We start from the raw sequence: 26240 nt of genomic DNA, 5'->3' as shown, positions 1-26240 counted from the left end.
TTCAACCAAAAACCAAAAACCAAAAACCAAAATTAAAAATTATCTGTTTCCAAAACCACCATATTTCCTGGGAATTGGATACTTGCATCGTTTTCTGCAGTTACAAAAATTCTTTTAGGTTTTGAAGCTGTAACTGTTTCGAATTTAACTTTCAGTTTTGAAGTTCCAACTACTTGTCCGAGGTTAACGGGCAAATCACTTTCATCTGAAACCATCCAAACTACGTAGGTGTTTTTAGGTGGTGTTAATCGATCCGGTTCTGCTAAATAGGAAAGCTGCAATTGAACTTGATAATTATTATTTTTATCTTTTTTTATTGCTACGTTACCTCTTGCTGCTGGAGCTACTGAAGATGTTGTAAAAGCTATTTTCTTAGCACAAGAAACTATAGTTAGCAATAGTAAAAGTGATGAAATTACTAGAAAAAAATTATTTATTTTCAATTTATTTTTAAAGGTTTTCATGTTATTTTTTATTAAATTCATGATCTGAATTCATTTGTAAAAGTGTATTCGCTTTTTCTTTTATAGAAGCAGTAACATTTTCCATTTTTTCTTCTACCATATCTTCAAGTTTGGCAGCTTTATTTTTTAGAGATTTTGTTTCTTTAGAGAAACTTCGTTTAAAATCTTTAGCTTCATTTTTAATTTTTTTGTTTAAATTTTTAGCTAATTTATCGGCACCTCCTGTAATTTTACTTCGCGTTTTGGTTCCTTTTCTTGGTGCAAACAATACACCCAAGGTTGCTCCTGCTAAAGCTCCGATTACTAAAGATCCAATAATTTTTCCTGTGTTTTTTGAATTGTCCATTTTGATATGTATTTAAAATTGTTTTTAAAATCTAAAACCTACTGTAGCTTGATACCACATATTTTTATATCTTGGAGTTGTTGAAGTACCATCGCCATTGTTGTTTTGAACATCCCATCCTGCTCTTAATCCAATTACTAAATGTTCAATGTTCAAATCGGCTCCACCTGTTAAACAAAATGTATTTTTACGAATGTTGTCGTTAGTGTAAATTTGTTCTTGACTAGAAGTTAAGGTTCCTCCAGTAAAGTCATCTTTTTGTTTCAACAAATAAGAATATTGGGGCCCGAATAAAAGTGTTACATTTTCAATTGGTTTAAAAGCTACCAAAATTGGAATATCCAAATAATCCGTAGTTCGAGTCATGCTATAAGAACTTCCGAAAAATGTTCCTGTTGATTTATATCCTTTTTGAGAAAACAATACTTCGGGTTGTATACCAAAATAAGTTCCAATTGGAATGGATACAAATCCACCTGCTGCTAATCCAAATTTAGCATCTGCAACAAAATTTTCTCCTTGTGAATCGTACACATTGGAATAATTGCTACCTACTTTCAATCCGAAAAATAGTTTATCTCTATTATCCGTTACTAAGGTAACTGTTTGTGCATAAGAGTTGGTTACTGTAAGAGTTACCAAGGCGATCATTAAAATTAAATTTTTCATTTTTTTATTTGTTAAGTTATATGCGTATTATTTGGGGGAGTAATTTGGGGTTATTTCATTACACTTTTTCCACTAATTATTCTTAGAAGTACTGCAATTACTGCAATTACTAGTAAAACATGTATTATTCCACCAGGGTTATATAAAAAGAATCCAAAAGCCCAAAAAAGGACGAGTACCACTGCTATTAAATAAAGGAAATTGCTCATGATGTTTGTTTTTAAGTTAGTATTTGTATTGAATTATTATACTACAAAGGTGACTTAGAAAGTATTGAAAAAGTTACGCTTTACGAAGTATAAATTACACAATTACCACTATTGCACTACTTTTTTCTCTTGGTTGGAATGATTAATAATGGAATTTTTGTTTGGTTTAACACCTCTTTGGTAGTACTACCAATCAAGACCTGTTCTAGCCATTTCTGGCTATGAGACCCCATGATAATTAAATCAACATTTAAATCCTTAGCTGATTTTAAAATTACTTCTGCAAAATTTCCAGTTTCAATAATGGTGTTAATTTTAGTGTCTTTTAAATGTTTTTTTATTTTTTCCAAATAATAGTTGGCCGCAGAAATCAAATTTTCATTATTCATGAATTGATAAAATGTAGCGCTATCAAAGTCCCCTATTCCAGTAATTGGAGAAGTGATAAAAGAAGTATAATACACTTCATTTTCAACTACATGTATTAAGGTGATTTCAGCATCCATAGCTTTTGCAAATGAATAAGCAATATCTGCAATTGTTGAAGCATTGGTGTTATAATCTAAAGCAATTAAGACTTTTTTTTGTGTTTTCATTTTTGTTGTGTTTTATAAATGTGAGCGTAATAACCAGGCCATTTTTTCGTGTTCTTCCATTAATCCTGTAATAAAATCGCTAGAACCTAAATCGTGATATTCAGTAGCGAAACTGATAATGTTCTCCCTTAGCTTGAAAATAATACTTTCATGATCCATTAATAATTCTTTAACAAAACCTTTACTATCGTTATTTTCTCTGCTAAATTCTGTTAGTTGGGTTAAATTCAAGAAAGCCGCTAAAGTTGCCGGAGTATAATAACCTAGAGTACGAATACGTTCTGCAATTTTATCGATAAACTCTTCTAATTGCATGTATTGCATTTCAAAAAATTTATGTTTTTCATAAAAATCATCTCCCTCAACATTCCAATGCGCATTTCTAGTTTTAGTATACAATACGTATTCATCTGCTAAAATTCTTGCTAATTGATCTACAACTAACTGGGAGTTTTTGTCTGTAATTCCAATGTTTGTTTTCATAATAGTATTTTTTATTATTATTAAAATTGTTGTAATCCAAAAAAAGAAAAGAATAGTAGTTACTAATTTTCATTACTTTTATCATAGATTCCACTCTGTTTTTTCATACAATAAATATCCTTATTATATATCAAATTAATTTACATCAAACTCTAATTGAATTACATAAATCACATATTCTACAGTTTTCAAAAAAAGCTAACTAATAAAAATGCTATTTGCTAAAATTGAAAAGATTTATTTAAGCAGTTTCCAGAACATCATCATAAAGCTGTATTTCTACTTTTGAATTTTCAATCTCTTCAAAAACAAGGCGAGCCAATAAATAACTTATGGTAGATTCTGCTCCTTGATTAAGATTAACATGGTATTTTTCTAGACCATCATAACATCCTCCTGTTTTGGGGTTATATATAATTTGATTCAAATGATTTTTGCCCAAAAACCAATCAAAAGCAGTATTCATTTTATCCAAATAATCTTGTTCATTAAATATTTTATAAAATGTATTTAAAGCTAAAATAGTGTAGGCTACATCAATCGGTTGTTCACCAAAATGATTAACTGCTTTGTCTTTCAAGTGCCATCCTTTATTAGAAACTACCTTAATTTGGTTGTTTTGAAAAATAATTGAAAGTAAAAAGTCAAAAGAAGTTTTAGCAATTTTTATATACAATTCACTTCCTGTGCTCATCGAGGCATAGAGCATTGCTTCGGGTAAAACGCTATTAGCATAAGTTAAATAATTTTCATACCAATTCCAGTTTTTTTCTGAAACACCTCTGTATTTGGAAACTAAATTATCTGCGAGAGAGGTTATTAATCTTTCTATTCGGGGTGATTTTTTATTTAAATTATAATAATACAATCCCTTAATTGAGAATGCAATTGCTCTTGGCGATTGAAATTTTGCAATGATTTGTAATGATTTTTCTAAAGCAATTTTAGCTTTTTCAATTTGTTGTTGATTTAAAAGTGCTTCATGAGATAGCAATTCACCCAAAGCCCATATAGCTCTTCCATTCGAATCTTCTAAATTTTCATCCCAGTTTTTGGACATATAATTACCAGCTATGTCTACATAATTTATAAAATCGCCGTTATCTTGCTGACAAAAAAGTATAAAATCTAAATAAATTTTAATTAAATTAACATCGTTACTATTGCCAGTTAACGCATAATGTTTAGAAATTGCAATTAAAGCTCGAGCATTGTCATCTAGGGTATATCCTGAGTTCAAATCTGGAGTAGCTATGGAAGAAAACTGAATCATCCCTCTACTAGTAGTCATATTTAATATGTGATCCAGTGTTATTTTTGGAATTTCATATTTTAATGAAATGCTATTTTTTTTAATACTATTTTGAGAAAATTCAAGATGAGCAATAGCCGAATTTTGCCAAGCTGTAGGGTTAATTTTATGCAAAGCATTAAGACGCATTCCATCTAACAATTCAGGGTTGTATAACAATTTTATAGTTGCCGTAGCCAATTGTTTTGAATTTTGAAAATCAAAATTAAAGCCAGCTCCATCTAGAAATTCTTTAGCGTGTGGAATGGGGGTTGAAATAACTGGACATCCACAAGCCATAGCATAAGCGAGAGTTCCGCTCACTGCCTGATTAGGGTCTTTGGAGGTGAATAAATAAATATCCGTACGTTGCAATTGTGCCACCAACTCATCTAATGATAAGTATCTATTAATGAATCGAACATTATTTTGAAGATTCAATTTATTTACTTTATCGTATAAAAAATCACGGTATTTTTCACCATCTCGTTTTTTTACTTCAGGATGTGTTTTTCCTATTATCAGGTATATAACATTTGGAAAATGACTAATTATTTCTGGTAATGCCTCCAAAGCAGTTTCAATACTTTTTCCTTCATTCAATAATCCAAAAGTGGAAAGTACTATTCTATCTCCCAAATGAATTCGGGACTCCTTTTTATTTTCAGTTAAAGCAGGTACTAAATGAGTTCCATGTGATATGACCTTTATTTTTCTTTCAGCTATGCCATAATCTCTTTTCAAAATAGAAGCAGATGTATTGGTCATTACTATAACAAAATCGGAACAATCAACAATTTTTCGAACGACTTTTTTAAGTTGCTTGTTTGGATTTGGCAATACGGTATGAAAAGTAGTAGAAATAGATCTTTTCAAATGGGTCATGAATTTCAATAAATAGGCACCATATTCTCCGCCAAACAAGCCAAACTCATGTTGTAAGAAAATCATTTTAATGTTTTTATCCGCATTTATTTTTTTTGATAATAAAACATATTGATCTTCTTCTTGTGTTTGCAAAATATATTTCACTTCAGCAGGATATATAAAATTAGATTCATTAGCTTCAAGTGCGCATACTTTTAATGACATACTATGTCCGAATTTTTCTTGAATCGCATTTTTTAAATCTTGCGTATAAGTAGCAATGTCACATTCTCTTGGAGGGTAGGATGAAATAAATAAAACCTCAGGCAATTCATTATTTTGAAATGGAACTATCTTTTTCTGAATTTCATCAGAATTGGTGAAGTTTAAATTTGAAATGTTCTTAATTGCTTCTTTATAAACAATTAAACTGTTGCTTAAAATAGGGAATATATTAGTTTTCATAATTGATTTTATTTAGAAGTAATTCATTTAATAACTCTTTTAAACTTACTGATGCACATGCAATACATTTGTCTGCAGCACCATAATAAATGTATAATGTATCGTCAAACAAAGCAGTTCCTGTAGGGAAAACAACATTGTTGACTACACCATTTAATTCGTATTCATATTCTGGAACAAATAAAGGATCTACTAAACGAGCAATAACTTTGGTAGGATCATTAATATCTAGCAATGCTGCAGCTGCTGAATAAACATAACCATTGGGAGTGTCATAAACTCCATGATAAATAAGTAGCCATCCCAATTCAGTCTCAATTGGTGGTGCACCTGCTCCTATATAACTTGATTCGTGGTTTATTCCCACTGGGTCCATTACAATATGTTGGTCGAAATGCAGAAAATAGTGGTTCCAATATTCTTTAGTGAGTTCTTCTAAACTTGTAACCATTACCAACTGAATTCCAGGACGTATTCTATGTAAAAAGGCAAATTTTCCGTCAATCTTCCTTGGAAAAAAAAGTAAATCTTTATCCCACAAATACACTTCTTCATTGGGTTCAAAGTGTCGAACGTGTCTAAAATATTTAGGATTAACCAAATTATTGCATTCTGCTAAAATCTTGAATTCGTCAAAAGTAAACTTTGGAACAATAATTCCTTTACGTTCAAAAGTTATTAAATCTGGCGATTTCACTAAAGCACCAAGGGCATTTATGCCATTGTAAGCCGTATAGGTAATGTAATAAACCCCTTCAATCATTACAATTCTAGGATCTTCAATTCCTTTACTAGCATCCTCAGAATAAGGAATAATTAGCGGTGTGTAGTTTCGATCCACTATTGTTAATGGCCCCTCTAATTTGCAATATCCAATAGTAGAATAATTACCATTTCTAACTGCTCTATACAACATGTGAATGGTGTTTCCATCTTGAAAAATCCCTGGATTTAAAACACTATCATTTTCAAATGCTAAATCACTTTTTTTAAGAATAACACCTTCTTTTTTAACTTTTATCATAACTATTGATTTTATTAAATAAAAAAGCGCAGGCTTTTCAGTTTCTGCGCTTTAATTGATTCTTACATGTATTCGTAGTATCACGTAAATTCTACGTTGCCCACATAATCAAATCAATTGTTTACTGTTACAGGTTGTATTTTTTTTTGTTACTTTTCACTTCTTCCAAATTTTTATAGACACGTAAATCATTACTTATAGTCCATTGTTCTTCTTTCTCTTGTTCCAATTTCAAATTGGTTTCTGTTATATGAGAAAATTTGTCGTTTATCGAATTGGATTTGTTATTTCTACCTCCCGAAATGTTGAACGCTTCACTATTTTTATTGCTATTTGCTTCCATAGTATAAGGTATTTTGTTATTGATTTCCTACACCACAAAGATGCGATGACTTAACACGTAATTTCTTACAAGCTAAAATTAAAATATTACACATATCTCACATTTTCAAATATTTAAGAATAAAAAAAGCACTATAGTTAAATAGTGCTTTTTAGTATTCTGAAAGAAAGAATTATTAAATGTTTTCTAAATTCTGATGTCGTTTTTGTTTTAATTTTTTAAAAAAGGTAGGAGAAAGTCCTGTTATTTTTTTAAATTGGTTGGAAAGATGAGCTACACTACTGTAGTTGAGCATGTAAGAAATTTCCGTTAGATTCAATTCGCCATACAATAGTAATTCTTTTACTCTTTCAATTTTATGTACAATAATATATTGTTGAATTGTTGTTCCTTTAACTTCTGAAAAAATATTGGATAAATAAGTATAGTCGTGGTGTAGTTTTTCGGCTATATAATCGGAATAATTTACTTTAGGAATTTCATCTGTGTAGTGAACCATTTCAATAATTACATTTTTAATTTTTTCAATTAAAACTGATTTTTTATCATCTAATAGTTCTAATCCAGAAAGAGCTAAATTATTTTTTAAATCTTGGAATTTTTCGGCAGATATATCTTCCAAAATCTCAACCATTCCTAAATCTACAATGACATAGTGTAAACCTAATTTTTTAAGTTCTTCTTTAACAAGCATTTTACAACGAAGACTAACCATGTATTTTATGTAGAGTACCATATAGCAGGAATATGAATTACACTTATTAATTTTAGTTGATTATTTAATCTTCATATCCACTTTTTATTACAGTAGAAATCATTTTAAATTGCTCGTTGGCATTAAAATGGTGTTTAGAATGTGCTGGAATAATTATGCCGTCACCAAGTTTTAATTTGTATTTTTTATCATTGATACTCAATTCTGCAACACCATCAATTATTTGTATGTAAGTATCAAATGGGGATATTTTTTCGTCTAATTCTTCACCAGCATCAAAAGAGGAAACAGTAACGTTACCAGTTGTTTTTTTAATTATAGTTTTACTGACTATAGCATTAGCCATATATTCAATAATTTCAACTACAATGTGGACTTTACCTTTCTCGAGTTCGGCAATGTCAATATTATTTTTCATGTTTGTATTGGTAATTATTCATTGTATAAATAGATAGTCAAACAAAGGTGATTTAAATTAGTTCATGCAGGTTACATAATTACACAAAAAAGTTACATAAATCACACATTTTTATTAAGCTAATCTATCCCATTTTATTCACATACCAGTGCAGTGTTTTTTCAATCTTTTGAGAATGAAGCACATTTGTGACAATTTGTTTTAATCTAAAAAATGCCGTCTCACTTTTAACAACATAATCGGTTGCTTTATGGTGCATGCATTTAATTGCCACATCTATTTTATCTTGTGAAGAAAGCATAATAACAATTATAGATTCGTTAAAACTTTTTATTTTATCTAGCGTTTCCAATCCATTAATTGCACTTTTATTTATACCGTTAAGGTGAAAATCTAAAATAACAATATCTGGATTTTCTTTAAGATTTTCTAGGCACAATTCACCTGTAGCAAAAGTATGTATGTCAAAATCGGCAGGATCTAGAAACTCAATTTCTAACGATTTTAGAAATAAGGCATCATCATCTACAAGGAAAAGTTTTATTTTTTTTTCAGTTTGCATTAGTTTAAATTTTTTATAATAATTAATTCTTCTTCTAATTCTCTACAGGCTTGAAAACAAATATTTTCTAATTGAAAAACCATATCGGGAATCGAATCTACTTCCGACTGCATATTGGCGAAATCTTGAAGTTTTTTGGCCATAATTTCAAAATCATGATTAATTCCAACAATAGAAAAAGATGGTATCATTTTGTGGACCGAAGAGTATAGGGTTTCCCAATCTTTTTGATCGTAACTTGTTCGCATACTTTCTATTAAAGGAGGCGTTTGTTCAAGATATAGGGTAATCATTTCCGACATTAATTTAGGATTTGATTTTGTTCGTTGCATTAGATAATTCAAATTGATGCATCTAGTTATTTCTTTTGATTTAGGAACAACAAACCCAAGATTACGAGAACCTGTTTTCTTTAAAATACCAATAATTTTATTATACAATAAACGTTCGTCAACTGGTTTAGAAACATAATCATTCATTCCTACTGCTTTGCATTTTTCTAAATCTACTGTAGTAACATCGGCAGTTAATGCAATAATTGGAATTTTAGAATGCAAGGTGTTTCTTATGTATTCCGTTGCTTCAAATCCGTTCATAATAGGCATTTGTAAATCCATCAAAACAATATCATATTCTTGCAGTTGGAATTTTTCAATTGCGATTTTTCCATTGGCAGCAATATCACAATTAAAACCAAAATCGTCTAACAAGGTGCGCATTAATAGCTGATTTAAAGCTATATCCTCAACAACCAAAACATTAATATCCTTTAAATCGGTTTCTAAAGGAAGAAACTCTTCTACTACTTCCACATTTTTATTTGTTTTTTGAAAAGTTAAATTAAAACTAAAATTGGAACCTTCGTTTATAACACTTATCACATTTATAATTCCGCCTTGAGCTTCTACCAATTGCTTTACAATTGCAAGACCCAAGCCGGTACCTCCATATATTCTAGAGGTTCCGCTGGAGGCCTGCTGGAAATTTTCAAAAATACTTTCAATTTTTGTTTCTTTAATACCAATTCCTGTATCGGAAACTGAAAAATGAATTACTACATCTTGATCCGTTTCTTCTACCAATTTAACGCTAACAATTATTTTACCACGCATGGTAAACTTTACCGCATTGCTCACTAAATTTAAAATAATCTGATTTAGTCGAACTGGATCACCAATAACAATTTCAGGAATTAATAGGTCGTATTCTTTTATTAATTGTATATTTTTTTCTTGGCTTTTAATCTCAAATAGGTGCAACATTGCTGCTATAGATTTAGCCATTTTGAAGGGTACTTTTTCAAAGGACATTTTGCCAGAATCTACTTTAGCTAAATCTAAAATATCGTTTATTAATACTATCAATGCATCGCCGCTAGTTTTTATAGCTTGTAAATATTCTTGCTGTTTAGCTGTTAATTCTGTTTTTAAAATCACTTTGGTAAATCCAATAATAGCATTCATTGGAGTTCGTATTTCATGACTCATGTTAGACAAAAACTGTTGTTTCGCCTTTACAGAATCGATAGCTAATCGGGTAGCATCTTCTGCTTTTATTAATGCTTTTTCGGCTATTTCTGTTGCTAATTCCGCGAATAATTTGGCTTCTATTAACTCATTTTGAGCTCTTTTTAATTCAGTAATATCTCTAGCTACCAACACAGCACCAATTACTTTACCTTCTACATCTTTAAAAACAGAACCATTAAACAATACATTAGTTAGTTGGCCATCAATTAATATTAGTGGAAAATCTACAATAAATTCTTTTGAGAATACTTCTTCACATCCTTTTTTAGCTAATTCAGGATCGGTGAAATATTGAATAAAATCCGATCCTATTAAATTTTCTTTTGAAACATCCGTAACTCTTACTGAGGCTTGGTTGGTATCCATAATTTTACCATCCAAACTAATGGTAAATAAAGGGTCACGACTGGCTTCAATTAAACTTAACGAATATTGAGAGGCCAATTTTAAGGAAAAATTATTAGCTAGAAGTGCATTACTTTCAGCAACTCGTTTTGCCTTTTCAACGTTTTGAAAGTTAAGTTCAATATCTGCAATATGCAATTCATCTGCTCTATGTTTTTTCTCTCCTGTTTGAAAAGCAAGTTCTTTATTAGCTATTAATAGCTCATTAGCGCGTTTCTCTTTTTCTTCATTTTGAAAAGCAAGTTCTTTGTTAGCAATTAGTAATTCATTGGCACGTTTTTCCTTTTCATTATTCTGAAATGCAAGTTCTTTATTAGCAATAAGTAATTCATTGGCACGTTTTTCCTTTTCATCATTCTGAAATGCAAGTTCAATATTTGCTACCCGAAGTTCATTGGCACGTTTTTCCTTTTCATTATTCTGAAAAGCAAGCTCTTTATTCGCAATCCGAAGTTCTTTGGCACGCTTTTCCTTCTCTTTATTTTGAAAAGCAAGCTCTTTGTTAGCAATTCGTAAATCGATCGCCCACTTTTGTTTTTCAACCTCTCTTGCTATAATCAATACACCATGTATAGCTCCTGTATTATCTTTTAAAATAAAACTGCTAATTAATACGTCTGTCAGGGTACCATTACAATGTTGCATTGTCATATATAAATCTTCAATAACCTCTTTATCGAAAATATTTAGATAAACTTCAATCGCTTTATTTGGATCCTTAAAATAATCAGAGAAATTAGAATTAATAAGTTCTTCTCTTTTCAATCCAGTAACATTAATAGTACCTTGATTCAAATCGGTTATTTTCCCTTCACTATTCAAGGCTACCACAGGAAATGTACTCGCCTCAATTAAGCTTCGTGCATATTGATTTTGTATATTCTTCATAACATTAGTCTCCTATTTCTTCTATCGGGTTTCTTCGTTTTTCTTTTAATTTTTTAAAATGGGATGGTGTTAAACCAGTCACTTTTTTAAATTGATTCGATAAATGAGCTACACTACTATAATTCAACTTGTAGGAAATCTCGGTCAAATTGTATTCGTCATAAAGAAGCAATTCTTTAGCACGCTCAATTTTGTGATTTATTATGAATTGTTGGATGGTCATTCCTTTTACTTCCGAGAAAATATTCGATAAATAGGTATAATCATGGTTCAGTTTTTCACTAATAAAATCGGAATAATTTACTTTCGGAATATCCTCAGAATAATGCACCATTTCAATAATTACGTTTTTAATTTTTTCTATTAAAATTGCTTTTTTATCCTCCATCAATTCCAATCCAGAATTAAGTAATCCTTTTCTTAAAAGCGCTCTTTGGTCATCAGAGAGGTCTTCCATAATTTCTACTTCACCTAAATCGACAAAAACAAAATGAAGTCCAATTTTTTTAAGCTCTTCTTTCACAACCATTTTGCAACGAGTGCTTACCATGTACTTGATAAATAACTTCATATAAATATTGATTTATGTCCATTTTGAAAATTAATATTACAAGAGACAAAGTTGTAACTAGTAACGCATTAGTAATTGCATAAATTCATAAAAAAGTTACATAAATCCCATGTTTTTTTCAACCTTTGTTATTTTAAAACAATCGGAAATAACGTTAAAATCAATTTAAGAAAAAATATAGATTTTAAGAAAAAATAGAAACAACAAATTTCTATAGGTAGTAATTGTTTAAAGATAGTCTAAAAGAAAGGTTGAATTACAAAACGCCGAAAAATAAACAATTGTTAATTTTATTTAAGAAAGGTCAAAATCATAATCAATATGGCGTGCCCCTTCGGGTCGGGCTGTCCGCTGTATCTTTGCTTTTTTGCTCGTGACCTCGCAATAAAAAGCAAAGGATGCCGCTTCCATCCCTCACGCAACACGAAAAGAATTTTACTAGAAATTTAGAATAAATAATAGCGAATCCTATTCATCCCAAAGTACGGACAGATCGCGACCTGTCCCTACCATCCGAACGAACACGCCGTACCTAACAAAAAAACTCCAATCTTTTGCTTCGCCAGTTCGCTAAGCTCGTGTAAGATTGTAGTTAAATAAAAAAACGTCGACATACTCTCCCAAATTATTGTCTTCACACAGGTTTTGGGATTTATCCAAATTTACTCTTAGAATCTTCATACAAAAAAAAGTCTTTTCAAAAAAATGAAAAGACTTTTGTCGGGGTGGCAGGATTCGAACCTGCGGCCTCCTGCTCCCAAAGCAGGCGCGATAACCGGGCTACGCTACACCCCGAAAGCGAGTGCAAATATAGACACAATAAATCGGTTCTCAAAATGTTTTCAACTATTAATTCAATTTATTTTATAGTGATATTTATAATCGCATTTTTAGGAATATATTTTAATAAAAACTTACCTTTGCATTAATTAATAAATGAAGTTATGTCTGAAACAATTGAAAAAATAAAATGTCTTATTATAGGCTCTGGTCCTGCTGGTTATACCGCTGCAATATATGCTTCAAGAGCCAATATGAATCCGGTTTTGTACCAAGGCACACAGCCTGGCGGACAATTAACAACAACCAATGAGGTAGAAAACTGGCCTGGAAATCCTGAAGGAATTACTGGACCCGAAATGATGATCAATTTACAACTACAAGCACAACGTTTTGGTACCGATGTACGAGATGGATGGGCTACTAAAGTAGATTTTTCTGGACCAATTCATAAAGTTTGGATTAATGACACCAAAGAATTGCATTGCGAAACGGTTATTATTTCGACTGGTGCCTCTGCAAAATATTTAGGATTGGATTCGGAACAACATTATTTAAAAATGGGTGGTGGTGTATCTGCATGTGCTGTTTGCGACGGATTTTTCTATAGAAATCAAGAAGTTGTAATTGTTGGAGCTGGAGATTCGGCTTGTGAGGAAGCGCATTACCTTTCTAAACTTTGTAAAAAAGTTACTATGTTAGTAAGAAGTGAACAATTCAGAGCTTCTAAAATCATGGCAGAACGCGTTAGAAAAACTGAAAATATTGAAATTTTATTAAACACTGAAACTGATGAAGTTTTAGGAGATGGACAAGTGGTAACTGCTGTTCGTGTAAAAAATAGAACCACGGGAGATACTAATGAAATTCCTGCTACTGGATTTTTCGTAGCAATTGGACACAAACCAAACACCGATATCTTTAAAGACTTTATCACCCTAGACGAAACTGGATATATAGTAAGCATTCCTGGAACTTCTAAAACGAATGTTGATGGTGTATTTGTAGGTGGTGATGCCGCCGATCATGTATATCGCCAAGCAATTACTGCAGCTGGAACGGGTTGTATGGCTGCTTTGGATGCCGAAAGATATTTGGCAAGCAAAGAATAATTTATTTTCCTTATTCGATTTAGAACAAAAAAATCCTTCAAAATAATTTAAATTTTGAAGGATTCTTTTATTAAACCTATTTAGAATTTTAAGTCTTTTGAACTAATCAGATGTATTTAACTTACTATTCTTAAAGCTATAAGCAAAATAAATTATTAATCCAATTACCAGCCAACAACCAAACCACATCCAGTTAGAAACTGCCATTCCTGTTAGTAAATAACAACAAGATACCAGTCCTAGAAGCGGAATTAGAGATAAATTTTTGATAAAAGATACAACCATCATAACTAAACAAACTAGTAAAAAAACTAACATTGGTAGATTAGTAGCCATTTTACCATCCGAAAAATCAAAAATATCAGTGAAAAAAGTTGGTAAATATTTTAATGTTAATCCGGTTCCAATAATAACTAATAACGGAAAAATATACTTAGAATTAACATAAGGAATTCTGAACTTTCCTTTGGTGGCTCTCTCTGCAAGTTCCGATTCACTTTGAGGCGAAAGCATTAAAACACCTCCACAAACCAATACAAAAGCAAATAAAGTTCCTATGGATGTAAAGTCTAATACAAAGTTTTCATCGGTGAAAAATATTGGAATTCCAACAACCAAACCGGTTACAATTGTAGCAAATCCAGGGGTTTTATATTTTGGATGAATTTCTGAAAATTTCTTTGGCATCAACCCGTCTCGGCTCATGGTCATCCAAATTCTAGGTTGCCCCATTTGAAAAACCAATAAAACACTGGTCATAGCTACAACAGCTGCTATTGATACAATAAACAACATCCATTTAACTCCTTTTAAAGCAAAAATTTCTGCCAATGGATCACTTACTCCAAGTAATTGATAAGAGACCATTCCGGTAATTACTAATGCTAAAACAATGAAAACAATGGTACAAATTACCAACGAATAAATCATTCCTTTTGGTAAATCGCGTTGCGGGTTCTTACTTTCTTCTGCCAAAGTTGAAACCGCATCAAAACCTATGTAGGCAAAGAAAACCGCCGAAACACCTCCCATTACGCCACTAAAACCGTTGGGCATAAATGGTGTCCAATTGTCAATATCAATATAAAAAGCACCAACCACAATTACTAAAGCAATAATGGCTAACTTAATATAAACCATTACATTACTAAAGTTTTTTGATTCTTTGGTACCACGATACACCAAATAAGTAATTAATAGATTAATTACCACAGCTGGTAAATCAAAAATTATTTTTAATCCGCCAAAAATGGGCGCATTTTTCCAGGCCATCAGACCTTCAGTTCCTTTATTGGCAATAACCGCATCTTGCGCCGATTTGTAATTTATTGTTAACCATTCCGGCAAATGAAGTCCAAAAGTATCAAGTAAATTAGTGAAATAACCGCTCCATGAAAAAGCAATATAAATATTTCCTATCGAATATTCCATAATTAATGCCCAACCAATAATCCATGCAAAAATTTCACCAAAAGAAACATAGGCATACGTATAAGCACTCCCAGAAACCGGAACTCGAGAAGCAAATTCGGCATAACACATAGCAGTAAATCCGCATGCAATAGCACACATAATATACAATATGACAACTGCAGGACCACCAGAAAAACAAGCATTACCAATGGCACTAAAAGTGCCACCACCTATTATAGCTGCTATTCCGAAAAAGGTTAAGTCTTTAACGGTTAAGACTTTATTTAAGCCAGAGTGTTCACCATCTCCGCCTTCTTGAAGGATAACTTTAGTAGATTTTTTTCGAAATAAATTGGAAAAATTCATGTATTATAAATTGTTTTGTAAAAAATTATGAAAAAACAAATATAATACAATAATAGTTGCTTTAAAAAAAATATAAAGAGGTAAGTTTGAGTTGCAATCAATGGGGATTTATTTCGAAATTTTGACCTTGATTTCTATAATTTTTTAGGTCACTAATTTTTCATTATCATGTAATTTATTAATTATTAAAAAACTGGTGAAATGAAATGAAATTTTATTTTTCGTCTATCTTTTTTAAAAATTTATCTTTATATTCTATCAATATCCTGGCTTTAAAGCCAATTCCTAAATTCCAATATTGATTCGTAACAAACTCTTTGTTTTCATCATAAAAGGTAAACTGGCCGGTATTTGGAGATAATTCACCATAATTAAGAGCTTCAATTTCTATAACATTAACACCTTTATCCAAATCTAAAACAATTTCTTGGAATTTAGCATCCAAATAAATTCGATTAGTATCAATTTTCCCATTAACCCAAACCCGAACAATATCGCCATCAATAGCACCATAATCTCGGGAATTTAAATTTATCTTGGGGGTATAGACTACAAATTGCCCTAAATTCATATCCCTGTTAAACAACTCCGGGCGAATACCATCTTCCTTCAGTTGTTGGTTAAACTTCTCGGTATAATCTTCAGCAGGATTTTTTAAAGCATACGATTTTGGGTTTTGAACCTCCCCTACTTTAGGAATCTCCGGTAAACCTTTAAGGAATTTATCGTCTGGTTTTTTTAATATATGACTTTCAAATTTAAAATCAGGAAAAATTGATTTAGGTAATTTGTCAGACACTTTAGCTTTCTGTTTAGGAGCCTTATCCGGAATTGCACTAATATTTACCTTCCTTTTAGATGCTTCAAATTGTGCTTGAACATTAAAAGAAAAATAAAACAAAAAAATAACTAGAAAGTAAATCCTCATTGGCACTAATAAAGATTGTAAAAGTATCTAAAAATTATTTACAACCTCTTAATTATTAACCATACATTAACATTTTTATAGCTTTGTAAATTATATATTTTTATCAAATTTGCAAATCTAAATTAAGTACTATGCGTTTAAAAAATATAGTTATACTTCTGCTTTCTTTATTTGCCTTTAGCAGCGGTTTTTCTCAAGAAAAATTTACCTTGAGCGGCACTGTTTCGGATAAGAAAAATAACGAAACTCTAATTGGTGTAAGCATTGCCATTAAAGGAGCTAATGCTTTTACCACAACCAATGAATATGGCTTTTATTCGCTAACGTTACCCAAAGGGGATTACGAAATAAACATCCGTTACGTAAGTTATGAAACCATTACAGAAAAAATATCCCTCACCCAAAACGTCCGAAAAAACTATAGTTTGATAGAAGTTGGTCAGGTTTTAGAAGATGTTGTCATCTCAGAAAAAAACAAAACCAACACTCGAAAGCCCGAAATGAGCGTTAATAAATTGTCCATTTCAACCATTAAGCAAATGCCTGTGGTTCTTGGCGAGGTAGACATTATAAAATCTATTTTGTTTTTACCGGGCGTTACAAATGCTGGCGAAGGTCAATCGGGGTTTAATGTTCGTGGAGGTGGTGCCGATCAAAATTTAATCCTTTTAGACGAAGCTACTATTTTTAATTCCTCCCATTTATTTGGATTCTTTTCGGTTTTTAACCCTGATGCAATAAAGGATTTGAAGCTTTATAAAGGTGGAATTCCTGCACGATTTGGCGGAAGAGCCTCTTCCGTTTTGGATATTTATCAAAAAGACGGAAACAGCAATAGTTTTCACATGAACGGAGGTATCGGATTAATTTCAAGCCGATTACTTGCCGAAGGTCCTATTGTAAAAGACAAAGGATCGTTTCTTATTGGCGGTAGGGCATCGTATGCGCATTTATTTTTGAAATTATCCAACAATAAAAACTCGGCTTATTTTTATGATTTGAACACCAAATTAAATTATAAATTCAATAAAAGTAATAGTTTGTTCCTTTCGGGATATTTTGGTAGAGATGTGTTTTCTTTAAACCAAAGTTTCACCAATACCTATGGAAACTCTACCTTGAACTTGCGTTGGAATCATTTGTATACCGATAAGTTATTTTCTAATTTATCGATGATTTATAGTGACTATTACTATGGTTTGAATTTAGATTTTGTAGGATTCAACTGGGATTCCGGAATAAAAAATTATAATTTGAAATACGATTTTAAATACTATTTATCTAATAAAATCAAATTGAATTACGGTGCTAATGCTATTTATTACGACTTCAATCCGGGAACTATAAACCCTTCCAATTCTAATTCTGGCATTAATTTCAAACAAATAGAAAAGAAATATGCGTTGGAACCTTCTATTTATGTAGATGCTGAGCAAAAAGTAACCGATAAAATCAATGTAGAATATGGTTTTAGATACAGTATGTTTTCCAGATTGGGAAGTTCTACCAAAAACTTGTATGCCAATGATCAAGCGGTAACGTACGATTCGGATTTAAAAATTTACGAAAAAGCAACGCCTATCGGCACCGAATTCTACGGCAGAAATAAATCGATGGCCAATTTCAATAATTTTGAACCACGTTTTTCAGTAGCCTGTGAATTAGCAGAAAATAAATCCGTAAAAGCGAGTTACAACCGAATGGTGCAATATTTACAATTGGTTTCTAATACTGCTTCGCCAACACCACTAGATGTTTGGACGCCAAGTGATAGTTATATAAAACCTCAAATTGCCGATCAATTTGCAGTTGGTTATTTTACCAATTTCAAAGACGATGCCTATTCAATAGAAGTAGAAAGTTATTACAAGAAAATTAAAAATCGTATGGATTATATTGATGGTGCGAATTTAATTGCAAATGAAGCCATCGAGCAAGTAGTTCTAAACGGGGAAATGCGTTCGTATGGTCTAGAATTCATGCTGCGAAAAAACACCGGAAAACTGAGTGGCTGGATTGCCTATACCCTTTCAAGATCCGAACAAAAAACTCCAGGAAGAACAGCTACTGAAACCGGAATTAACAATGGAAATTGGTACCGTTCTGCATACGATAAAACCCACAATTTAGCCATTACAAGTTCCTATAAATACAATAAAAAATGGAATTTTGGAGCCAATTTCACCTTACAAACAGGGCAACCCGTAACTTATCCGAATGGGCAATACACCTACCAAGGAATTACAGTGCCAAGTTATGGCTTGCGCAACGAAAATAACCTTCCGTTGTACCACCACTTAGACATTTCGGCGACTTTAACTCCAAAACATAATGAAGCAAAAAAATGGAAAGGCGAATGGGTTTTTAGTATTTATAACCTTTATGCTAGAAAAAATGCCGCATCCATTAGTTTCCGTCAAAACCAAGATTCAGGGCAAAATGAAGCAATAAAATTATCCATTTTCGGAATGGTTCCTGCCGTTTCTTATAACTTTAAATTCTAAAAAAATGAAAAATATAATCTACCTTTTAGCAATCGTATTATTTGCAAGTTGTGAAACTATAGTGGATATTCCTTTGGATACTGCAAATCCAAAACTAGTAATTGATGCCAACATTTTATGGCAAAAAGGAACTTCTGGAACTACCCAAAAAATCAAACTTACCACCACTACCGATTTTTATAGTTCGGCAATCCCAGTTGTTTCAGGTGCAACGGTACTAGTTACCAATAGTACCAATACCGTTTTTACATTTACAGAAACGCCTAATACAGGTGAATATATTTGTACTAATTTTATTCCGGTAATTAATGAAAGTTATACTTTGTCTATTCAATATGCAGGACAAAACTATACTGCAACCGAAAAACTTTTGGCTACTCCAACCATTGATTCAATAGCACAAACCACGGTTCAAGGATTTGGAGGCGATGTAATTCAGGTGAAGTTCTTTTTCCAAGATAATGGTTCAGAAATAAATAATTATCTAATTGGCGTTAAAAACCCTACCGTAGTCGCTCCAAAATACCGAGCACAAAAAGATGAATTTTTCCAAGGAAATCAAATGTTTGGCTTTTATTCCGATGAGGATTTAAAAGCAGGAGATCAATTGTTTTTTAGTTTAGAAGGGATTTCTTTGCGGTATTTCAATTATATGGAAAAATTACTCAACATTGCAGGAAGTGGCGGCGGAAGCCCTTTCTCTACTCCACCAGCAACCCTTCGTGGAAACATTTTAAATCAAACCAATGAAAACGAGTATCCTTTAGGTTACTTCCATTTATCGGAAATAGACACGAGGAATTATATAGTTAATTAAAAGTACGAAATACGAGGTACGAAATACGAGTTACGAGTTACGAAATATGAAGTTTATAAGCAGGAAGTTAATAGTATCAAATAAATTGCTATTTTTACAATCCTATTAATTTTTAATCTTTTACTTCGCACTTTTTTAACTTAGTACCTCGTATTTCTTACCTCGTAAATCTTTTTAACTTCGTACCTCGTATTTCTTACTTCGTACTTTCAACTTTGTATCTCTAATTTCAAACCTCGTACCTCAAAATGTCCTCCCACCATATAGTCCGCGACGATCAAGAACCTGCATTAATTATTGCTAATGGGGCTTCTTGTAGTTTTGAATTGTTAGGACAACTACTTGAATGGTCGCCAATTGTGGTAGTTTTAGATAGTGCCATCGAACGCGTTTTACAATTAGACATAAAGGTGGATGTACTATTAGGAGATTTTGATCGCGATTTTAATCCCGAAATTTACAAAGAAAAACAGTATCCGTTAGAGATTGTGCATACTCCAAACCAAGACAAAACCGATTTAGAAAAAGCATTAGATTACCTTATAGAAAAAGGACATCAGGCGGTAAATATCGTTTGGGCTACTGGTAAACGAGCCGATCATACCATAACCAATATTACTAATATTATTCGGTACCGAAATAAACTTAAAATTGTTATACTAGACGACCATTCGAAAATATTTTTATTGCCAAATAAATTCGAAAAATGGTATACTGCTAGCACTCCTATTTCGTTAATTCCGATTGGAAAAGTATCTGGAATAACAACCCAAAACCTATTTTATCCTTTGCAAAACGAAGAACTAACCATGGGATACCGCACTGGAAGCAGCAACCACGTTACTATAGACGGCATCGTTACCATAACCCATCAAGAAGGCGATTTATTATTAATGGAATGTTTGGACTAAATCCTTTGCATTAAGAGTAACTTTTCTTACATTTGATACAGAGAAAAATAAAATGAAGAATAAAATTACAGTCGAAAAAACTACCTTACACCCAAGAAATATAAATCGATTTTCTTACGATTTCAAAAAATTAATTGACAGTTCCCCCGAATTGGAAGCATTTGTTTTTACGAACGAACACGAAATTGAATCTATAGATTTTAGTAATCCCAATGCGGTAAAAGCGCTTAACAAAGCATTACTTATTTCGGATTACGACATCATCAATTGGGATATCCCTAATAATTATCTTTGCCCACCTATTCCAGGAAGGGCCGATTACATTCACTATTTAGCCGATTTATTAGGCGAATCCAATAATGGAATTATCCCCGAAGGAGAAAACATTATCGGCTTGGATATTGGCATTGGAGCCAACTGTATCTATCCAATTATTGGTTTTTCTGCCTATAATTGGAGCTTTGTTGGAACGGATATTGATGAAAATGCAATTCAAAATTGTAAAAAAATCATATCGGAAAACCCTAAATTAATTGATTTTATAAGTTTGCAATTACAAACTGAACCAAGATATATTTTCAAAAACATAATTCTTCCTGAAGATAAATTTGCTTTTACAATTTGCAATCCGCCTTTTCATTCCTCACAAGATGAGGCTACCAAAGCAACAATACGAAAACTAAACAATCTCGAAAATACTCGAACTACTAAGCCCATTTTAAATTTTGGCGGACAAAATGCGGAACTTTGGTGTGAAGGTGGCGAATTTGCATTCATTACTCAAATGATTTATGAAAGTGTAAAATATCCATTGCAATGCTTTTGGTTTACTACATTAGTTTCTAAAAAAGACAATTTAAAAAGCCTTTACAAAACCTTAAACAAAGTTGGAGCCGTTGCAATAAAAACTATCGAAATGGCTCAAGGCCAAAAAACTAGCCGCATTGTAGCATGGACTTTCTTGAGCGAAAAACAACAGAAAGATTGGAAGTTTAACATCGACTAATTAATATTTTTATTAAATTTGTTTTAAATCCTATTATTATGAGTACCGTTGAATTACAAAATCTCTTAATTTCTAAAATATCCAAAATTGATGATGAAGCCTTTTTGACTGCCATTAATACTGTTTTGGACGAGAAATCTGAAAATATTGAAAACTATAATTTAGATTTACAAAAGTCGGAAGAGGATATTAGAAATGGAAATACAAATACACACAAGCAAGTTTTAGATAAAATTGCTCTATGGAAAAAGAGATAGTTTGGACAGAAGCTGCTCAAAATCAACTTGAATCAATTTATTTTTATCTACTAACAGAAACAAAAAGTTTCACAATTGCTGATAAAGTTATAGATTCAGTTGTTTCTTCTGTTGAAATTCTCAAAACAAATTGGGAAATATTTGAAACCGATGAAAGGAGAATTCCTAAAGATGAAAATTACAGGGCATTTGAAAAATTCAGTTATAGAATTTCCTATAAAATAACTCCTGAAATAATTTACATAATAAGAGTTAGGCATACGAGTAGAAATCCAAAATTTTATCGATAAACAAGATTTTTATTCCAACCTTTGTAACTCGAAAAATTCCAAATGAAATTCCAAGTCGTATCCGATTACAAACCTACAGGCGATCAGCCACAAGCCATTGAAAAACTTTCAAAAGGAATTATTAATGGCGAAAAATACCAAACTTTATTGGGAGTTACGGGCTCGGGGAAAACGTTTACCGTTGCCAATGTCATTCAAAATGTAGAAAAACCAACCTTAGTTTTAGCACATAATAAAACTTTGGCTGCTCAATTATATTCGGAATTCAAACAGTTTTTTCCGAACAATTCGGTACAATATTTTGTTTCCTATTACGATTACTACCAACCCGAAGCCTTCATTCCGGTAACGGGAACCTATATAGAAAAAGATTTATCCATTAACGAAGAACTAGAAAAACTCCGATTAAGCACAACTTCGGCATTGCTTTCGGGCCGTCGGGACATCATTGTTATTTCTTCGGTTTCTTGCCTTTACGGAATTGGAAATCCAGTTGAGTTTCAAAAGAACGTCGTTACGGTAGAAAAAAATCAAATCATTTCCAGAACCAAATTATTACACCAATTGGTGCAAAGTTTGTATTCTAGAACCGAAGCCGATTTCACTCCTGGAAACTTCCGAATTAAAGGCGATACCGTAGAAATTTTTCCAAGTTATGGGGATGAACCTTTTAGAATTCATTTTTTTGGAGATGAAATTGAAGAAATAGAAGCCTTTGATGCTCGAACTTCGCAAGTATTAGAAAAATACGAAAACCTAACTATTTATCCCGCCAATATGTTTGTGACGTCGCAAGATGTTTTGCAAGCCGCCATTTGGGATATCCAACAAGATTTGGTAAAACAAGTGGATTATTTCAAGGAAATTGGTAAACATCTGGAAGCCAAACGACTCGAAGAACGCACCAATTTCGATTTAGAAATGATTCGCGAATTGGGCTATTGCTCTGGAATTGAAAATTATTCTCGTTATTTAGATAGACGTCTTCCTGGCACAAGGCCTTTCTGTTTGCTGGATTATTTTCCAGATGATTTCTTGATGGTAGTAGATGAAAGTCACGTAACGATTTCGCAGGTGCATGCCATGTATGGTGGCGATAGAAGCCGAAAGGAAAATTTGGTCGAATATGGTTTCCGACTTCCGGCAGCAATGGACAACCGTCCGTTGAAGTTTGAAGAATTTGAAAGCATGCAAAACCAAGTAATATATGTATCGGCAACCCCAGCCGATTATGAATTGCAAAAGTCCGAAGGGGTTTATGTAGAGCAAGTAATTCGACCTACTGGATTGCTCGATCCTGTCATAGAAGTACGCCCAAGTTTGAATCAAATTGACGATTTAATTGAAGAAATTCAATTGCGATGCGAAGTAGACGAACGTGTTTTGGTGACTACTTTAACCAAAAGAATGGCGGAAGAATTGACCAAATATCTAACTAAAGTTTCTATCCGTTGCCGCTATATTCATAGTGATGTAGACACTTTAGAGCGTGTGGAAATCATGCAGGATTTGCGAAAAGGATTGTTTGATGTTTTGATTGGAGTTAACTTACTCCGTGAAGGATTGGACTTACCCGAAGTATCTCTAGTTGCTATTTTAGATGCCGATAAAGAAGGATTTTTAAGAAGTCATCGTTCGCTTACGCAAACGGTTGGTCGGGCGGCACGAAACATTAATGGGAAAGCCATTATGTATGGGGATAAAATTACGGCTTCCATGCAAAAGACCATTGACGAAACCAACTACCGCAGAGAAAAACAAATTAATTACAACACCCTTCACGGCACCGAACCTAAAGCCTTAAATAAAAGTTTGGGAAGTGCTTTAGGAAACAACTCGGTTTCTACGCAATACTACGAAAACCAAGCCTTAAAAGCAGCCGAACCCGAAAGTTTGTACCTATCCAAACCTGAAATAGAAAAGAAAATCCAGGAAGCCCGAAAAGCCATGGAAAAAGCAGCCAAAGATTTAGATTTTATGCAGGCTGCTAAATTTAGAGATGAGATAAAAATGTTGCAGGAGAAGATTTGATTGTATTTTATTTTGATTTAGGATAATTCAACAAATTAATGTAAATATTAAATATAGAAATCATGAAAAACATTATTACATTATCATTTTATCTATTTTTTTCGACTTTAATTTATTCGCAAAATCTTATTACAAAGATTGCAGATAATAGATTTATTGAAAGAAAAGATGAAAAATATGGAGTTACTGATAGCCTAAAAAATATTGTAATATCCTTCAAATATGATTTTATAGAATATAAAAATCAACGACTTATTATTCGGAACAATAAGTTAAATGGACTTTTTTCTATAAATAATAAAGAACTAGTTCCTATAGAATTTGAATTTATTTTACCCCTTAAAAATGACAGATTTATACTTTGGAAAAATACTTCATTAAATGGAATTTGTGATATTAACGGAAAAATTATTATCCCATTAAAATATAAAAGTATATTTCCTATAGAAAATGATAATTATTATATAACACGAAACGAAAATAATCTTAATGGAGTATACGATTTTAATGGAAATAACATAATACCAGAGGAATTCAAATTTTTCACAGTTGATAAGAATAGGATATTTGCAACAAAAAAAAATAAAACACAAATTATAGACATTCTTAATTTTAACAATAATATTAATCTGGATGAAAAAATAGAATTAATAGAAACGGTTAGGCACTATTCAATGGGTGAAAATCTATTTCAAATTATAAAAAAGGAAAATAAATATGGTATTTTAAACTCAAAAAACGAAACCATAATTCCAATTATATATGATGAGATTATATCTTCTCAAAATTGGAATTACTTTATTATTAAACAAAAAAACAAATTTGGATTAATAAATATAAAAGGGGATTTAGTTAAAGAACCAATTTATGACAATATTCAATTAAAAAAAGAAATTATTGTATTTGAAAGAAAAAACTTTAAAGATGAATATTACTTGTATGAAAATTAATATTATAACCCCTAATTACTCTGCTCTTGAAAAACTTCCAATAAATAATCTGGAGAAACCATTCGTGTTGGCGATTGTTCCATTGCTTTTAAAACACGTTTCATAGCAAACGGATTTAGCCCCATGGTAATTCCTATTTCATGAATTTTAATTTCTTCCCTCTTGTGTAAAACCCCATCGCAATGCATCAACAAGGCTAATCGATAAAATTGTTGGATACGTTCAAATTCGTTTTTGATCACTTCACTCGGATTTTCCTCATGAAATAATTGCTTGAATTCCTCTTTGTCAATTCCTAATTCTACGGCAATTAACGAAAGAAAATTATATTCTCTCTCGTGCAATTCGCCATCTACAATTGCAAATGCAATCATGTCTAGCAATAAACTTACCTTTTGTGCTTTAGTTTTACTCAAAATGATTATTTTGGCTAAAATATTCTTTTTATTTATATTCTAAAAATTATTGAATTGAAATTTGCTATAACTTTTTTATCTCTACTCTTTTTTGGATTTGCCAATGCACAGCAAAGTACCGCTTGCAAAAACGTAACGACTTTCTCAATAGAAGCGCCGCAACTAAAAACTAGTAAGAAAATCTGGGTATATCTGCCCGAAAATTATGCTACTTCAACCAAAAGATTCCCTGTTATCTTCATGCACGATGGGCAAAATCTTATGGATGCCAAAACTTCGTATGTTGGCGAATGGAATGTTGATGAAACCCTAGACAGCATTCATGGCCAAGTAATTGTTATTGGCATGGAGCATGGCGGAGAAAAACGTATGGAAGAATTAACGCCTTACAAAAACGAAAAATACGGTGGAGGAAACGCCGATAACTATCTGAAATTTATAGTAGAATCCCTAAAACCTTATGTAGATAAAACCTACAGAACCAAACCCAATGCTAAAAACACCTGTCTTTGGGGTAGTTCCCTTGGCGGATTGGTTTCTTTTTATGGCGCTTTAAAATATCCAGAAGTATTCGGGAAAATTGGTTGCTTCTCCCCTTCTTTTTGGTTCAACCG

27 protein-coding genes and 1 tRNA gene are annotated in these 26240 nt (G+C 32.0%); 10 read left to right on the top strand and 18 right to left on the bottom strand.

Features of this window, described 5'->3' with window-relative positions; translation table 11 throughout:
• Positions 1 to 32 precede the first annotated feature (32 nt).
• From ACIQ2J_RS08630 to ACIQ2J_RS08560, 15 genes are all read right to left on the bottom strand, one after another.
• Positions 33 to 464: a hypothetical protein gene (locus ACIQ2J_RS08630; RefSeq protein WP_396168618.1), complete on the bottom strand. Its 432-nt coding sequence runs from the start codon at positions 462 to 464 to the stop codon at positions 33 to 35.
• Between the two features lies 1 nt (position 465).
• Positions 466 to 810 carry a YtxH domain-containing protein gene (locus ACIQ2J_RS08625; protein WP_396168616.1) on the bottom strand — a complete coding sequence of 115 codons (345 nt, stop codon included), beginning with the start codon at positions 808 to 810 and terminating at the stop codon, positions 466 to 468.
• Between the two features lie 24 nt (positions 811 to 834).
• Positions 835 to 1479 carry a porin family protein gene (locus tag ACIQ2J_RS08620; RefSeq protein WP_396168613.1) on the bottom strand — a complete coding sequence of 215 codons (645 nt, stop codon included), beginning with the start codon at positions 1477 to 1479 and terminating at the stop codon, positions 835 to 837.
• 50 nt (positions 1480 to 1529) lie between these two features.
• Complete coding sequence (locus tag ACIQ2J_RS08615; RefSeq protein ID WP_396168611.1) at positions 1530 to 1688, bottom strand: lmo0937 family membrane protein; 159 nt, start codon at positions 1686 to 1688, stop codon at positions 1530 to 1532.
• 116 nt (positions 1689 to 1804) lie between these two features.
• A complete protein-coding gene (locus ACIQ2J_RS08610; protein WP_396168609.1) occupies positions 1805 to 2284 on the bottom strand; it encodes a universal stress protein in 480 nt (159 codons plus the stop codon).
• Between the two features lie 12 nt (positions 2285 to 2296).
• Positions 2297 to 2767: a Dps family protein gene (locus ACIQ2J_RS08605; protein ID WP_396168607.1), complete on the bottom strand. Its 471-nt coding sequence runs from the start codon at positions 2765 to 2767 to the stop codon at positions 2297 to 2299.
• 241 nt (positions 2768 to 3008) lie between these two features.
• Entirely contained in the window at positions 3009 to 5390 is a 2382-nt protein-coding gene (locus ACIQ2J_RS08600) for a glycosyltransferase (protein ID WP_396168605.1), read from the bottom strand.
• Positions 5380 to 6414, bottom strand: a complete 1035-nt coding sequence (locus tag ACIQ2J_RS08595) for a pesticidal protein Cry7Aa (protein ID WP_396168603.1) — start codon at positions 6412 to 6414, stop codon at positions 5380 to 5382. Before ACIQ2J_RS08595 ends, ACIQ2J_RS08600 begins: the two co-directional genes overlap by 11 nt.
• A gap of 127 nt (positions 6415 to 6541) precedes the next feature.
• Positions 6542 to 6757 carry a hypothetical protein gene (locus ACIQ2J_RS08590; RefSeq protein ID WP_396168600.1) on the bottom strand — a complete coding sequence of 72 codons (216 nt, stop codon included), beginning with the start codon at positions 6755 to 6757 and terminating at the stop codon, positions 6542 to 6544.
• A gap of 175 nt (positions 6758 to 6932) precedes the next feature.
• Entirely contained in the window at positions 6933 to 7493 is a 561-nt protein-coding gene (locus ACIQ2J_RS08585) for a helix-turn-helix domain-containing protein (RefSeq protein WP_396168598.1), read from the bottom strand.
• Positions 7494 to 7536: 43 nt separating this feature from the next.
• Positions 7537 to 7890 (bottom strand): cupin domain-containing protein, encoded by a 354-nt coding sequence (locus tag ACIQ2J_RS08580; RefSeq protein WP_396168596.1) that lies wholly within the window; start codon positions 7888 to 7890, stop codon positions 7537 to 7539.
• Positions 7891 to 8014: 124 nt separating this feature from the next.
• Positions 8015 to 8452, bottom strand: coding sequence for a response regulator (locus ACIQ2J_RS08575; protein WP_396168594.1), 438 nt, complete (start codon positions 8450 to 8452; stop codon positions 8015 to 8017).
• Positions 8452 to 11274 (bottom strand): response regulator, encoded by a 2823-nt coding sequence (locus ACIQ2J_RS08570; protein WP_396168591.1) that lies wholly within the window; start codon positions 11272 to 11274, stop codon positions 8452 to 8454. Before ACIQ2J_RS08570 ends, ACIQ2J_RS08575 begins: the two co-directional genes overlap by 1 nt.
• 4 nt (positions 11275 to 11278) lie before the next feature.
• Complete coding sequence (locus ACIQ2J_RS08565) at positions 11279 to 11845, bottom strand: helix-turn-helix domain-containing protein (RefSeq protein WP_396168589.1); 567 nt, start codon at positions 11843 to 11845, stop codon at positions 11279 to 11281.
• Between the two features lie 720 nt (positions 11846 to 12565).
• Positions 12566 to 12640 (bottom strand) — tRNA-Pro (locus ACIQ2J_RS08560).
• 149 nt (positions 12641 to 12789) lie between these two features.
• Between ACIQ2J_RS08560 and trxB the strand changes: the two genes are divergently transcribed.
• Positions 12790 to 13737: a thioredoxin-disulfide reductase gene (gene trxB, locus ACIQ2J_RS08555; protein WP_396168586.1), complete on the top strand. Its 948-nt coding sequence runs from the start codon at positions 12790 to 12792 to the stop codon at positions 13735 to 13737.
• 102 nt (positions 13738 to 13839) lie between these two features.
• Here the strand turns inward: trxB and ACIQ2J_RS08550 are convergent, their stop codons facing one another.
• Together ACIQ2J_RS08550 and ACIQ2J_RS08545 are read right to left on the bottom strand one after the other, a co-directional pair.
• Positions 13840 to 15516 (bottom strand): amino acid permease, encoded by a 1677-nt coding sequence (locus tag ACIQ2J_RS08550; protein ID WP_396168584.1) that lies wholly within the window; start codon positions 15514 to 15516, stop codon positions 13840 to 13842.
• A 214-nt stretch (positions 15517 to 15730) separates the two neighbouring features.
• Positions 15731 to 16315 carry a hypothetical protein gene (locus ACIQ2J_RS08545; RefSeq protein ID WP_396168582.1) on the bottom strand — a complete coding sequence of 195 codons (585 nt, stop codon included), beginning with the start codon at positions 16313 to 16315 and terminating at the stop codon, positions 15731 to 15733.
• A 260-nt stretch (positions 16316 to 16575) separates the two neighbouring features.
• On the opposite strand from ACIQ2J_RS08545, the gene ACIQ2J_RS08540 reads away from it, so the two are divergent.
• The 8 genes from ACIQ2J_RS08540 (at position 16576) to ACIQ2J_RS08505 (ending at position 25210) form a co-directional block, all read left to right on the top strand.
• Positions 16576 to 18948 (top strand): carboxypeptidase-like regulatory domain-containing protein, encoded by a 2373-nt coding sequence (locus ACIQ2J_RS08540; RefSeq protein WP_396168579.1) that lies wholly within the window; start codon positions 16576 to 16578, stop codon positions 18946 to 18948.
• Between the two features lie 4 nt (positions 18949 to 18952).
• Entirely contained in the window at positions 18953 to 19765 is an 813-nt protein-coding gene (locus ACIQ2J_RS08535; RefSeq protein WP_396168577.1) for a DUF4249 domain-containing protein, read from the top strand.
• A 248-nt stretch (positions 19766 to 20013) separates the two neighbouring features.
• Positions 20014 to 20676 carry a thiamine diphosphokinase gene (locus ACIQ2J_RS08530; protein WP_396168575.1) on the top strand — a complete coding sequence of 221 codons (663 nt, stop codon included), beginning with the start codon at positions 20014 to 20016 and terminating at the stop codon, positions 20674 to 20676.
• Positions 20677 to 20728: 52 nt separating this feature from the next.
• Complete coding sequence (rlmF, locus tag ACIQ2J_RS08525; RefSeq protein ID WP_396168573.1) at positions 20729 to 21682, top strand: 23S rRNA (adenine(1618)-N(6))-methyltransferase RlmF; 954 nt, start codon at positions 20729 to 20731, stop codon at positions 21680 to 21682.
• A gap of 38 nt (positions 21683 to 21720) precedes the next feature.
• Complete coding sequence (locus ACIQ2J_RS08520; protein ID WP_396168571.1) at positions 21721 to 21939, top strand: hypothetical protein; 219 nt, start codon at positions 21721 to 21723, stop codon at positions 21937 to 21939.
• On the top strand, positions 21924 to 22229 hold the full coding sequence (locus ACIQ2J_RS08515; RefSeq protein WP_396168569.1) for a type II toxin-antitoxin system RelE/ParE family toxin: 306 nt from the start codon (positions 21924 to 21926) through the stop codon (positions 22227 to 22229). Before ACIQ2J_RS08520 ends, ACIQ2J_RS08515 begins: the two co-directional genes overlap by 16 nt.
• Positions 22230 to 22271: 42 nt before the next feature.
• Positions 22272 to 24260 carry an excinuclease ABC subunit UvrB gene (uvrB, locus tag ACIQ2J_RS08510; protein ID WP_396168567.1) on the top strand — a complete coding sequence of 663 codons (1989 nt, stop codon included), beginning with the start codon at positions 22272 to 22274 and terminating at the stop codon, positions 24258 to 24260.
• Between the two features lie 62 nt (positions 24261 to 24322).
• Positions 24323 to 25210, top strand: coding sequence for a WG repeat-containing protein (locus ACIQ2J_RS08505; protein WP_396168565.1), 888 nt, complete (start codon positions 24323 to 24325; stop codon positions 25208 to 25210).
• Between the two features lie 11 nt (positions 25211 to 25221).
• On the opposite strand, the gene ACIQ2J_RS08500 is transcribed toward ACIQ2J_RS08505, so the two are convergent.
• Positions 25222 to 25626: a TerB family tellurite resistance protein gene (locus tag ACIQ2J_RS08500; RefSeq protein WP_396168563.1), complete on the bottom strand. Its 405-nt coding sequence runs from the start codon at positions 25624 to 25626 to the stop codon at positions 25222 to 25224.
• Positions 25627 to 25674: 48 nt separating this feature from the next.
• Between ACIQ2J_RS08500 and ACIQ2J_RS08495 the strand changes: the two genes are divergently transcribed.
• A partial coding sequence (locus tag ACIQ2J_RS08495) for an alpha/beta hydrolase (protein WP_396168744.1) occupies positions 25675 to 26240 on the top strand: 566 nt, incomplete at its 3' end.

The organism is Flavobacterium sp., from assembly GCF_044357305.1.
Taxonomy (GTDB): Bacteria; Bacteroidota; Bacteroidia; order Flavobacteriales; family Flavobacteriaceae; genus Flavobacterium.
This window is presented reverse-complemented; position numbering and strand designations above follow the sequence as displayed.